The 12,721-nt window shown below is 35.3% G+C and carries 13 protein-coding genes; 1 reads left to right on the forward strand and 12 read right to left on the reverse strand.

What is annotated here, in order from left to right; translation table 11 throughout:
* Positions 1-32 precede the first annotated feature (32 nt).
* The 6 genes from MHI39_RS24000 to MHI39_RS24025 form a co-directional block, all read right to left on the reverse strand.
* On the reverse strand, positions 33-617 hold the full coding sequence (locus MHI39_RS24000; RefSeq protein ID WP_058004506.1) for a TetR/AcrR family transcriptional regulator: 585 nt from the start codon (positions 615-617) through the stop codon (positions 33-35).
* A 147-nt stretch (positions 618-764) separates the two neighbouring features.
* The gene (locus MHI39_RS24005; RefSeq protein ID WP_251340203.1) at positions 765-1,679 is read right to left on the reverse strand and encodes a diacylglycerol kinase; all 915 of its coding nucleotides are present in this window, start codon (positions 1,677-1,679) and stop codon (positions 765-767) included.
* Positions 1,680-1,999: 320 nt separating this feature from the next.
* On the reverse strand, positions 2,000-2,806 hold the full coding sequence (locus MHI39_RS24010; protein ID WP_071977438.1) for an arylamine N-acetyltransferase: 807 nt from the start codon (positions 2,804-2,806) through the stop codon (positions 2,000-2,002).
* A 119-nt stretch (positions 2,807-2,925) separates the two neighbouring features.
* Positions 2,926-3,438, reverse strand: coding sequence for a DinB family protein (locus MHI39_RS24015; protein WP_235813348.1), 513 nt, complete (start codon positions 3,436-3,438; stop codon positions 2,926-2,928).
* A gap of 21 nt (positions 3,439-3,459) precedes the next feature.
* Positions 3,460-4,158 (reverse strand): SGNH/GDSL hydrolase family protein, encoded by a 699-nt coding sequence (locus tag MHI39_RS24020; protein ID WP_342540390.1) that lies wholly within the window; start codon positions 4,156-4,158, stop codon positions 3,460-3,462.
* Between the two features lie 18 nt (positions 4,159-4,176).
* Positions 4,177-4,761 carry a TetR/AcrR family transcriptional regulator gene (locus MHI39_RS24025; protein WP_278891353.1) on the reverse strand — a complete coding sequence of 195 codons (585 nt, stop codon included), beginning with the start codon at positions 4,759-4,761 and terminating at the stop codon, positions 4,177-4,179.
* 157 nt (positions 4,762-4,918) lie between these two features.
* Here MHI39_RS24025 and MHI39_RS24030 point away from each other — a divergent pair, with 157 nt between their 5' ends.
* Positions 4,919-5,518, forward strand: a complete 600-nt coding sequence (locus MHI39_RS24030) for a GNAT family protein (protein ID WP_342541484.1) — start codon at positions 4,919-4,921, stop codon at positions 5,516-5,518.
* Positions 5,519-5,555: 37 nt separating this feature from the next.
* On the opposite strand, the gene MHI39_RS24035 is transcribed toward MHI39_RS24030, so the two are convergent.
* The 6 genes from MHI39_RS24035 to gatB all read right to left on the reverse strand — a co-directional run bounded on the left by MHI39_RS24035 (position 5,556) and on the right by gatB (position 12,709).
* On the reverse strand, positions 5,556-6,734 hold the full coding sequence (locus MHI39_RS24035) for an oligoribonuclease (protein ID WP_342540391.1): 1,179 nt from the start codon (positions 6,732-6,734) through the stop codon (positions 5,556-5,558).
* 435 nt (positions 6,735-7,169) lie between these two features.
* The gene (locus tag MHI39_RS24040; RefSeq protein ID WP_342540392.1) at positions 7,170-7,781 is read right to left on the reverse strand and encodes an alpha/beta hydrolase; all 612 of its coding nucleotides are present in this window, start codon (positions 7,779-7,781) and stop codon (positions 7,170-7,172) included.
* Positions 7,778-8,722: a ring-cleaving dioxygenase gene (locus tag MHI39_RS24045; RefSeq protein WP_251345871.1), complete on the reverse strand. Its 945-nt coding sequence runs from the start codon at positions 8,720-8,722 to the stop codon at positions 7,778-7,780. Before MHI39_RS24045 ends, MHI39_RS24040 begins: the two co-directional genes overlap by 4 nt.
* 201 nt (positions 8,723-8,923) lie before the next feature.
* Positions 8,924-10,186 carry a methyl-accepting chemotaxis protein gene (locus MHI39_RS24050; RefSeq protein WP_342540393.1) on the reverse strand — a complete coding sequence of 421 codons (1,263 nt, stop codon included), beginning with the start codon at positions 10,184-10,186 and terminating at the stop codon, positions 8,924-8,926.
* Positions 10,187-10,328: 142 nt separating this feature from the next.
* Positions 10,329-10,889, reverse strand: coding sequence for a thioredoxin family protein (locus tag MHI39_RS24055; RefSeq protein ID WP_235849550.1), 561 nt, complete (start codon positions 10,887-10,889; stop codon positions 10,329-10,331).
* Positions 10,890-11,278: 389 nt separating this feature from the next.
* Positions 11,279-12,709: an Asp-tRNA(Asn)/Glu-tRNA(Gln) amidotransferase subunit GatB gene (gene gatB / locus MHI39_RS24060; RefSeq protein WP_058004495.1), complete on the reverse strand. Its 1,431-nt coding sequence runs from the start codon at positions 12,707-12,709 to the stop codon at positions 11,279-11,281.
* Positions 12,710-12,721: the final 12 nt, after the last annotated feature.

The following is a 12,721-nucleotide window of genomic DNA, read 5'->3' on the forward strand; positions in this document are numbered from 1 at the left end:
AGTACATACTTGCATAATAATTAAAAAATTTACTAGGGGGTTAGTCCCCTAGCAAAAAGCTGTATACTATGTTTCAAAAATTCATTTTGTGAGCTTGCAATCACCTGATTACCAAAACGACTTTTTGAAAGAAAGTAGCCGAAATTCAACCAAATAAAGTTCATTGCTTGAAATTCAATATTTGTCTCAATTAATTTGCCTCTGTTATACATTTCTGTTAAATAAGAAACCAAATTGGCTTTTAATTGCTTAGGAATTTGTACAATCGTGTCATTAAGCTCAGGAAATAGCTGAGCCTCTCGGAAACCAATTAATACTAAATCATTGATCTTAACCATATACCTATGATAACTATCAGCTATTTTCCACAGGTCTTTTTCTAAATCCCATACCATATCCTCATTAATGATTTTTTCAAGAAAGGGACTGTAGGACACAGATTCGAGAGCAGCATCCATAATGCCTTTTTTGTTTCCAAAATGCCGAAAAATCGTTACTTCATTGACCCCAGCACGTTCTGCGACAGCTCGAGTTGTTGCCCCTTTATAGCCGAAATCCCGAAACAATTCGATAAATGCTTCAATAATTCTTTCTGAAGTATTTTTTTGTTCATTCATTTTTTTCATCCAACCTTCATGTATGCAAGTAATCACTTACACACCTAGCTTAATTTGGAATAATAGAAAAGTCAATCATTTTTTATCAAATACTTATAAAAGAGCACTTATCTTAAAAAATATGATAAGTGCTCTAAGGCGTTTTTATTAATCCACTCTATCTTCAGGTCGAATCCGATCAATTGGAACAAATACATCTAAATGGCGATATAAATTTTCAAATTCTGCAGGAACTAACCCACCGAATTCTCCATCAATGTTTAATTGCATTTTTTCTGTTGAATTCACCTTGATCCGATTCGCCGATGTATAAATGACATTTGGATCATTAATATGATTACCTGTAATTGCAGCTGTTACTACTCGTATAAATTCAGCAAGATTGGTCTTCTTCAAAATAATTAATGAAAATAAACCATCATTTATCGATGAATCTGGAGCTAATTTTTCAAATCCACCAACCGAATTGGTCAGTCCTATTAAGAAAAGCATTGCTTCTCCCTCAAATAGTTTCCCATCATACTCGATGCTCATTTCTGTCGCTCTAATAGAAGGAAGCATCTCAATTCCTTTCATATAATAGGCCAACTGTCCAAGCATTGTTTTTAATTTACTTGGTACTTCATAAGTTAACTCAGTCAATCTACCGCCGCCGGCAATATTGATAAAATAGCTATCATTCATTTTGCCGATATCGACAGGAATCGTATCACCTTTTACAATAATATCAACTGCAGCTTCAATATCACGCGGGATATGTAATGCTCGCGCAAAATCATTCGTTGTCCCAACGGGAATGACCCCTAGCTTCGGACGATATTCTTGCTCTGCAAGACCATTTACAACCTCATTAATTGTTCCATCTCCACCTGCTGCGATAACAATATCATATTTACGTTCAACTGCAATCTTCGCAGCGTTAATGGCATCTCCTGCAGCTGTTGTCGCATGACAAGAAGCTTCATAACCAGCAACCTCTAATTTTTGCAATACATTCGCAATATGTTTCTTAAATAATTCTCGTCCTGAGGTTGGATTATAGATTATTCTTGCACGTTTCATTTTCATCATCCTAACCTTACTTTTACAAATTTATTTTTCGTATTTGGCATTTACATTCAAAAGTTACGTTCAATCGATATCCTGTTACATAGAAAAACTGGCCGTAGCCAGATCTAAGTCCTTCTTTCACGAAAATATCATACCTCTTTTGACTGTAAAAATCTAGTATTAACAATTTTTCGTCACAATTAAAGTGTGGATTTCAATTGAAATACCTTAATTTACAAATTTCATCATGCTTTCATTGTTTACCATCATTGTAACATTTATTCTCAACAACCCATTAAAAAACTAGCCTACGATAAGGCTAGTAATTAAATTTACCCATTTTTGAATAATACAACGCCACGTTCCTTGAGGAACTGAATAGATTCACTTAAGGAATTTTCTTCTATTTGGTAAACTTCTTGTACGGTCTTCTTCCATTTATTTATATCACGCATTTGAATTTCTCGAATATTTCGATAGGTCATTACTTTAATTGAATGATCCCGTAGGAAATAACATTCTTGCCCATTAAATCGAACAGCCGTAATTCGTCTCATAGTTGTGTTTTGATCCTCATCCATATAAGAATGTATAATATCATCTTTAATATCTGCTTCTGTTAACGGAACCCACTCAATCTCCTTTTTCACAAAGGATTTTCCGTTTGATCGGCGATCGATTTCAAATCGGTCAGCTGTAGTTTGAGTAAAAATAATTTCCTCACCGAATCCATGGAGGATATGTCTCCTCTTAGCTTCTAGGTCAATTGGTTTCATTATAGGTGACCCATAACCTACATCAACATAAAACCTACGATTTTCCAATGTCACCATAATTGCTAAATGCCCTGGATTGACCCTAACTAGGGAACACGAAAATCCTAGCTCTGAGAGAAGTCGAGAGAAATTAATATTTAGTGTATAACAGGTTCCTCCCCATCCCTTTTCCATTAAATTTTCAACAAATACAGCTAATGAGGGAACAAAACCCGTTCCTTCATAAAAATAATGGAACTTACTAAACGTTTCATAAGGAATGCGAGATAGATGATGTTGGATCAAACGCTGTAAATAGTTTTGGGAAGGTAACTCCATATCTATTTTTAAATATCGTAAATAGTTTTCAACCGTCTGTTCCAAAACAATCACTCTTTCATTCAGTATCTAATTAAAGTATACCTCTTAATAAAACATTCTCGCAAAAAGTAAGAATTCCTGCAATAACGTGATGAAAGATTGATTGTTGATAGGATTGATTACTACCTCTGTAATTGCTTCAATAGCTGTAAGATTTGCCCTCTATGATGGGCTTCATGTTCAATTAAATGATAGACCACCCATTCCGGCGTCACATCATAGGGTTCAAGAATCCTTGGTGTTCTCCAATCTTCTAGATCCATGCAACGAAAATGAGAGAGAAATACCTCACGTACCTTCGATAAGCGGTGCAAATGTTCTTCTAGACTTTGTCCCTCAACATGAGATAATGTTCCGTCTTCAGCGCGGCAATCTTGCGGAAATAATGAGAGAATGTCAGGATCCCAATCTGTACAAAGAACTTCTTCGTATAACCAATCCGCTTCAATTAATGCAATATGATATAACAATGAACCAATCGATTGTCTATCATCAATTTTAGCATCGAGAACATTTTCATTTGTTCCAGATAATGCATTGATAAGTGTTCGGCGAACGTCCTCTAAACACCAAAGCCACCGACCAATTTCCTTTTCATAACCTGGTAATGTTGATACCTGTAATGACTTTCTCACCAACTCAAATCATCCTCCCTTTTACTGAATGCCAATCGTTTGATTGGATACAATTAGGTCAATCACCGAACCATATGCATCAGCTACTATTTCAGCACCCTTACTATTCATATGAACCCCATCCAAAGTAAAATAAAGACCTCTTTCTTTTGAAAGCTTATCGATTCGAGGAATTTTCTTTACAAAGAGTGCATCCTTCATAATGGTCATCACGTTTGTACTAATATAATCTGAACATTCAAGGTTTGCTAAATGTTTGCTAAAAATTTGTTGCATATCTAGCACAGAAATATCCATATAAGAACTAGCAATCGAGTCAACCATTTTTGCTAATTCCTTAATCTCCATGTTAGATGGGCTATCCATCTTTTCTCCGACAAGAGCAGGTGTAACAACAATGACTTTTTTAGAATAGGCTTTGATCCATTCAATATTTCGCTTATAGTAATCTTCAAATTCTTCACGATTATTAGATACCGGTTGTGCCTGAACTTTTAACAATTTAGAATAGACATCATTTACGCCAATCCAAAGAAAAATAAGATCAAAATCTGTATCCAATGTTGTTTTAGATAGACGATTGTACAAGCTTTTTACTGTTTCTCCAGGTTTCCCTAAGTTTATGAATATTTCATTCGGGTATTTTCCTTTTAAAATTTTGTAAAAAGAAACACCTGGTCGTCCTTCAGTCAAACTGTCTCCAATCAATCCTATCTTCACATGGTTACCCCCTTATCATTACTTCTTAATAGACTCATAAAAGATAGTAATCGCTTTTTTAAATAATGGCTCTAAGGTACTTAATTCTTGTGTATTCGTTAATTGACATAGTCCTCCCAACCAGGTCCCTAATAAAGTAGTCAATTCCTCAATATCCTCTTTTTTAAATTCCCCTTGATCCATTCCCTCCTGTAAAATCTTTTTGTACACACTCATCGGAACAATGGCTAATTCATATAATTGCTTGATTGATTCTGGAGTTGAATGCGGATTTGATGCAAGTTCTTGTCCTGCTTTAAGCAAAGGGGTTTGATAGTTATACAGGACATGCTCGGCAATTCCGAACAGTTTCTCCTTTGCTGATTGATAGTTCCTTTCCTTTTGTAACCATTTTTCATGCCACTCTTTCATTGTGTTTTCAGCTAATAAGACAAATAGTTTTTCTTTGTTTATAAAATGATAATAAATATGTCCTTTACTATAGCCTGATGCCTTGGAAATATCACCTACAGATGTTTGTGCATAGCCATGTTGAGAAAATAATGAAAAAGCATGTTCCATGATGTCTTTTCTTGATTTTTCACTATCGTATCTTCTTCCCATTTCCCAAACCTTCCTAAAATATTTGAACGATTGTTCTAATTTAATTATATAAAACATTCAGACATATAACCATCGTTCAATTGATAATAATTAAATTTTATTTATTTTCTCAATTATACATTATATAATGGAGAACAAACTATTGAAGGGTGATATGATGAATATTGAGGATATTTATGGGAATTTCCCTACTTTTGAAACGGAACGATTAATCCTAAGAAAAATGTCATTAGAAGACCTTGAAGATATATTTGCATATGGTTCAAATGATGAAGTATCTAAATATGTAACTTGGGACACACACCGTACATTATCCGACACCAAGCAATTTATTGAATTTGTGCTAAACAAGTATGCGGAAAAACAGGTATCACCGTGGGCAATTGAATATAAAGATAATGGTCGGGTGATTGGAACCATTGATTTTGTCTTATGGAATCCAACCCATCAAACTGCAGAAATTGGATATGTATTACATCAGGATTACTGGGGCAAGGGAATAACAGCTGAAGCAGCGAAAGAATTAATCAAATTTGGATTTGATAAAATGGATTTAATCCGTATCCAAGCAAGATGCTTTACTGAAAACATCGGCTCAAAACGTGTGATGGAAAAGATCGGTATGTCCTATGAGGGAACATTACGAAAAGCAGTATTTATTAAAGAAAAGCACTGGGATTTAAAAGTATTTTCCATTTTGAAGGAGGAGTTTGAAGAAAGGTATCTTTTAAAGCAAAAGAAGGTATATGATAGATAAGCAGCTTGGGTAACAAGCTGCTCTGTTTTTATCCTTATTATTTATTATTCCTAACTTCACCTAATAAATAATTTACAAACTCATCATCTTTAACAAGCCAAGCAGCTTCACTTCTCTTTAAATGTTTCTCTGCATCCTCAAAGCTTGTAAAAGCGTGTTCCGTTTTTCTTTTATTTTTCTCAATGACCCATTGCTCATTTTCTTTATAAAGGAAGAAGATGTCTGCCTTATGGTTTCTATACATAGATCCAAGATCAGACCCCTTAAGATTATGACGATTTCGTTGTGCATCCTCATGAAGTGGTTCTAAATGAAAGGTGTTAGTAACAAACTGTTTATACGCTTCTTCATTTAATGAGCAGCCAGAGGCTTTGGCATGCCCTCCACCACCAAAATGTCCAGCCACTTCAGATACATCCACATGTTCATGAATCGTTCGAAATCCTACACGCTTTGCCCCTATATTTAAAATCACAATAAAATCAAGGTGTGGATATTCTTTCCCTAATTCATTTCCTAGTTCAGAGTGATAGGATTCTGCATAAACTATCCCTGCATAATGTTCTCCGACTTTTGTTTGCACCAGTTCTCGTCTTTTTCTACGAATATAGCGTTCAATCTTATGCTCTTCCATTTCTAAAAGCTTTGTCTCAAACTCATCAAAGTCAAAATGGTCATCCTCTTGAAGACGTTGAAGCATTTTTTCTTCAAATTCATCGATGGAAATTAAGAAAAATAGAGCATTCAAACGTTGTGATTGTTGATTATCATTTTTCTCCCATTCCCATGTATCGTATTGTCTTATAAGCTCCACAAATTCGGCAATTGCGTTCGTGGGCTCTAAATATTGATGAGAAACAAGGTATTCATATAATAAAGAAGTTGCAGAAGTTAATTTCCCCTCTTCATCCTCAACGACTACATGTCCCCATGAATACTCATTGAAATGCAACGCAGTTTTATGATGATCAATTAATTGGACCTTGCCCCCTTCCTGTACATATGAGGCCAATCCTTTTTCATTCTCTTCATTTACAGATAGGTCTGTTATAAATAAATATGTATCTTTATCATCATTCCCTAAAAATGATTCCACTTCCCGATTAAGATTTGAAATAGAATTATAGCGAACACTGATTTTATCACCAAAGGCAAGCTTCCCTAAAATGCCACAGCCTACTCCGTCTAAATCATTATGTGATAATAGTTTATACATGAACTTCACCTCAAATATAGTATGGATAAAAATAAGAAATTTATTGAAAGGTCGATATAAACTTTAGTATAGCAGGCATTTGCTGGATTAAAAAACCCGATCATTATAGTTGATAGGATTGAACCATGTATGATCCTTCTATTAAAGGAGTATCTTATTGTTCCATCCGATTACATCAAGAGGTTAATAAGAGTAGAATAGAGAATAATGACCACATAAAAAAAGCCTAGATTTCAAAGAAATCCAGGTTTTTTCATTTAGCTCTATCTCTATACGGACAAAATAACCTTACTGTTTCAAGGCTTTTATAAACACTGAATCTGCTATATGCCCAAATTTATTAGAAGGTTTGTATGCCCATTATCAGACCGAAATAACGCTTTTTCACATATAACGTCCATTCTATTCCTCTAGCACGTCTATTCGATCCCTCTCCTACTTACGAAAATTTTCCTGATACCATTTCGCTGCATTCATCACTTCAGCTTCCGTTAATTGGTGGCCATAATTTTCCCAAAAAAGTGTAACGGTTGCTCCCTTTTTCTCTAAAATTTCCTTTAGTTCTTCTGTCTCAGCCATTTTAATTAATGGATCATTCACACCTGCTCCGATGAATACTGGAAGCTGATCCATCGATGGGATATCCAAGTCTCTTCTCGGTACCATTGGATGGAAGAGTACAGCTCCTTTTAAAGCCTCTTCAAAATAAAATAGAAGACTTCCTGCAATATTTGCGCCATTTGAATACCCTACTGCAACGATGTTTTGGCGATCAAATCCATATTCTACTGAAGCATTATTTAAAAAATCATTTAGTTCCTTTGTCCTAAGCTCCAAATCATCTAGGTCAAAGACCCCTTCACTTAAACGTTTAAAAAATCGAGGCATTCCATGTTCCAGAACATTTCCTCTGACACTTAAAACTGATGCATCTGGATCAATCATTTCAGCTATTTGGAGTAAGGAGTGTTCATTCCCACCTGTTCCGTGTAGTAATAATAGGACTGGCTTGGATGCATCCTTACCTTTTTGAAAATAGTGCTTCATTTCTCATTCCTCCTATTTTTTTCTATGTGTATTGGTGGCAAGGTCGCCTCAAGTTGTTGACGATATCCTTCATATCTTGCAGGCAGCATTAAATGTTCACCAAGCTGTTCCTTTGGCTCATCTATTGCAAATCCTGGTGGATCTGTTGCAATTTCAAACAATATTCCTCCAAATTCTCTGAAATAGACTGCATTGAAATAATTTCGATCTTGAACAGGAGTTACTTGATAGCCAGCTGTTGGCAAATACTTCTGCCATTCCAATTGCTCGTTATCATCCTTTGTTCTCCAGGCAATATGATGGACCGTTCCTACCCCCATTGATCCTCTACCTGTAGTCGTTAATTTAATGTCGATTACATTTCCAATATCAGCTATTGAACGATAGCGAATATATTCTCCTTCTTCTCCAACCTTCTCCAAGCCCATATGCTCTTCTAATAAATTCATTGTTTTATTAGGAGCCCCAGAAAATAAAGTAGCACCAGCAAACCCTTTAATCGCTACATCTGTTGAAATATCATCCATTCCCCATTCACTTTTCTTACCTTCTTTTCTTTCAACAATTTCTAAGATTAATCCATGGGGATCATTGAAAAGGATAGACTCCTCTTCAAAACGAACAACTGTATCAAAATGGATATCATTTTGTGTCAATCGGTTTTTCCAAAAAGAAAGGGCTCCCTCTGGAACTGCATAGGCAGTCACCCCCACTTGACCATCACCTATTCGGCCTTTATAAGCATTTATCCAAGGGAAAAAAGTAATAATGGTTCCTGGATTTCCAGCTTCATCCCCAAAATAAAGATGATACGTGCCCGGATCATCAAAATTCACTGTCTTCTTTACCAATCTTAAACCTAAAATTTCTGAATAAAAATGGACATTTTCCTGTGGATCACCGACGATCGCAGTAATATGATGGATACCTACACTTTGCATATGCCATCCTCCTTTTTTCTATTATGATCTATTACATTGATTAAAAATCATCTTCAATTAAAATATCTCGAATTCAAGATAATTATAAATGAATTTCCTTCTTTCGTCAAATGCCCATTTTTCACATAGTTCTTTTTTAGACAGAAAAGAATCTTTTACATGGCTAAAAAAAAGAGAGAATATCCAAAATGGATTCCCTCTTTACGCGTCATATCGGTCTATTAATGAATTTAATTGTGAACTTACTTTACTTAAATGATTAGCAGAATTTGAAATATGATTAATCATATTATTCTGTTCTTCAATGGTTGCTGTGATTTCCTCAACCGATGCAGCAGCTTGTTGTGACACACTTGAAACACTATGAATAGCTGTCATTATACTTTGATTTTGTTCGGTGATATTTTGAAGTTCATCATTTAATTTATCAATCGCTTGAATCGTCTGGGTAACAGCATTAGAAATAGATGTAAACTCTTTTTCTGTCGCCTTCACTGCTTCATCAAGCTGTTGCGTATGGGTGATTGTTTCAGACATTGCCAGAACCGTCTTTTCTGTTTCTTGCTCGATACCATGGATCATTTCTTGAATTTGCTTGGTCGCCTCATTGGATTGCTCGGCTAATTTCCGCACCTCACTAGCCACTACCGCGAATCCTTTTCCATGTTCTCCTGCTCTAGCTGCCTCAATACTAGCATTTAATGCCAATAAATTGGTTTCTGCCGAAATACTATTAATCGTTTCTGTAATTCTGGAAATATCCAATGTTTTATTATAAAGGCTTGTAATACCAACACTAATTTCCTCTGAAGCTTTTAATGATTGTTCGTTAGACTTTTTCAACTCTATTACAATCTCTGCTCCCTTTTTAGTTGCTTCCTCAGAGTTTGCTGTTACCTCTTTAATTTTTTGATTGTGGAGATTCATTGTCTCAATTGATTGATTTAAGCTTTCAACTCGAAAACTTGTATTTTCTAGGTCTAATGCTTGATTTTGGACACCTATCGCAATTTCATTTATCCCTTTACCAATCTCTATGCTACCGTTAGAGGTCACTTCTGAAATGGCAGAAAGCTCGGCGGCGGATTCAATTACTTGTCCGCTCACTTCGTTTAATTTTTTCATTAATACCCCTGATTCTTGAGTTAGGTTATTTAAGGCAAGATGAATCTGTTCTATTTCGTCTACGGATTGAGTCTCTTTCGACCCAGTTACCAACCCTTTTGATAGAATTACTGAAAGCTCAGCAGATTTTTTTAGTAATGCAAACTTTTTTCGAAAAACCATCGTGAATATACCAATATTCAATAAGACAGCAATAATAACTGAACTAAGTAAGAGAATTAGGTGGTTAAGAGATTGCTCGAACAAGTAAAATTGGCATACTCCAATGATTAATCCCATCAATACAATCAGTAAACTATTAAATAGCAATAATTTGGCAAACATACTATTTTTCTTCATCTATGCCCCTCTTTCCTATAATCCCCATTTAAAGAAAACGCTTTTAGTATTATAGTATCATATAAACAACTAGTCCTAAAGACTTATTTAAACATAAAAAACAGGATTGTCTTCTTCTTGAGACAATCCTGTTTTTTTCCTATTAGGCATTCTTTAAGGTTGCTTTTATACTATTATATACTTCATTCCACAGGTTTGTGTTTTCAGTAAACGCCTGCGTAATTTTTTTATATACTTCTTTTTGCTCAGCTTCGAACGACTCATCCTCTTTAGGTGGCAAAGCAGATCGTAATTCCATAACGAACTCTTGAACTTTTGGAGCCCGTGGTCCCCAGACAGCTTTTTCTTCTCCATTTTTATCAATAAAGATAAAAATTGGAATTGAACGAGATGTTCCATTCGTTAGATATTGATCCATTAATTCTAAATTTTGATCCCGTAAAATCATGCGTGTTTCAATACCTGTAGCCTCCGCAATTTTTAAAAGGATTGGAGTATTCATCATCGCATCTCCACACCAGTCCTCAGTAATGACAATTGCCCTAAGCTCTTTCGCTTTTACATCTTGAAAGAATGATTGATCTTCCACTGCAACTGAAAACTGATCATAAACAGATTGTAAATTTTCTTTATGTACCTTCATCGAGTCAATAAAATCCTTTGCAGGAATTCCTTTTTCAAACCATTCGTTTAAAGTAGTCACTTTAATCACTCCTTACTCTTAATAGTTTAAAAATAGCATAGAAAGAAAAATATTTCATTTTTAAATTCATATATATTATTAGTTTAGCCATGTTCACTAATATCTGCTATTAACTAATTTGCTCAAAACTTTTTATAATATTTCTGCTTTTTACTTTCATATAGTGCTCCTTGCAAAAATAACCTAACAATTTATCTGTCTTCCAATCATATATAGGAAGCACCTGATCAATCTCTTTTCCTACTTTTCGCAAACAATATGAGCAAGTATTTTTGAAATCTATGTAAGTTTGGCACATTGTTGTTCACACCTTTACCATTTAGTTGCCCAATGAACTATACCCAGATTTCCAACAAAAAAAACTAAGGACAAATTTGTCCTTAGCTATTTTACTTCTTATTTAATTCTTGAACTAATAGCTTATTCACTAATGGAGGATTGGCTTGGCCCTTTGTAGCTTTCATAATTTGTCCAACTAAATAGCCAACAGCTTTCGCCTTACCATTTTTGAAATCATCAATGGATTGTTGATTGTTCGCTAATACTTCATCAATAATCTTTAATAAAGCACCCTCGTCTGAGATTTGAACAAGGCCTTTTTCTTTTACGATTTGTTCTGGATCTCCACCATTTTCGATTAGTTCTTTAAAAACGGTTTTGGCAATCTTCGAAGAAATAGTTCCATTCTCAATTAACTTAATCATTCCAGCAAGTCCTTCTGGAGTTAACTGTACGTCTCCTAATTCTTTTTGCTCTGCATTTAAGTAAGCAGACAATTCCCCCATAATCCAGTTTGAGGCTTGCTTCGCCTCTCCACCAGTTGCAACTGTTGCTTCAAAGAAATCTGCCATTTCCTTCGTCACAGTTAAAACATTGGCATCATATGCAGGCAATCCTAGTTCTTCAACATAACGCTTCTTCCGTGCATCAGGTAATTCTGGAATTTCAGAACGTACTTTTTCCATCCACTCTTCATCAATAAAGATAGAGACTAGATCTGGCTCTGGGAAGTAACGATAATCATCTGAACCTTCTTTAACACGCATCAATAATGTTTTTCCAGTTGCTTCATCGAAGCGGCGTGTTTCTTGTTCAATTACACCACCTGAGGATACCACTTCAATTTGACGTTTTTCTTCATATTCCAAGCCTTTACGAACAAAGTTAAAGGAGTTTAAATTTTTCAATTCCGTTTTCGTACCGAACTCCTCTTGGCCAACAGGTCGGATCGAAATATTCGCATCGCAGCGTAGTGAACCCTCTTCCATTTTACAATCGGATACATCTGTATATTGAATAATGGATTTTAGTTTTTCCAAATAAGCATATGCTTCATCAGGTGTCCGGATATCTGGTTCGGAAACAATCTCAATTAGTGGAGTCCCTTGACGGTTTAAGTCAACAAGAGAATAACCATCTTCTGAGTGAATTAGTTTTCCTGCGTCCTCCTCCAAATGAATCCGGGTAATTCCGATTTTCTTCTTCTGTCCATTCACCTCAATCTCAATCCAACCGTGCTCACCAATTGGTTTATCAAATTGAGAGATTTGATAAGCCTTTGGATTGTCGGGATAAAAATAGTTTTTTCGGTCAAACTTAGTCTCTTGAGCGATCTGACAATTCAGTGCCATTGCCGCTTTCATCCCAAATTCAACCACACGCTTATTCATAACAGGTAATACTCCTGGATACCCTAAATCAACAACAGTTGTGTTCGTATTGGGCTCAGCACCAAAGTGAGCAGGTGCGGAAGAAAAGATTTTGGAATCTGTTTTTAACTCAACATGGACCTCAAGTCCAATAACTGTTTCAAAGTTCATTTTTTTCACCCC

This window comes from Heyndrickxia sp. FSL K6-6286 (assembly GCF_038630395.1).
Classification (GTDB): Bacteria; Bacillota; Bacilli; order Bacillales; family Bacillaceae_C; genus Heyndrickxia; species Heyndrickxia oleronia.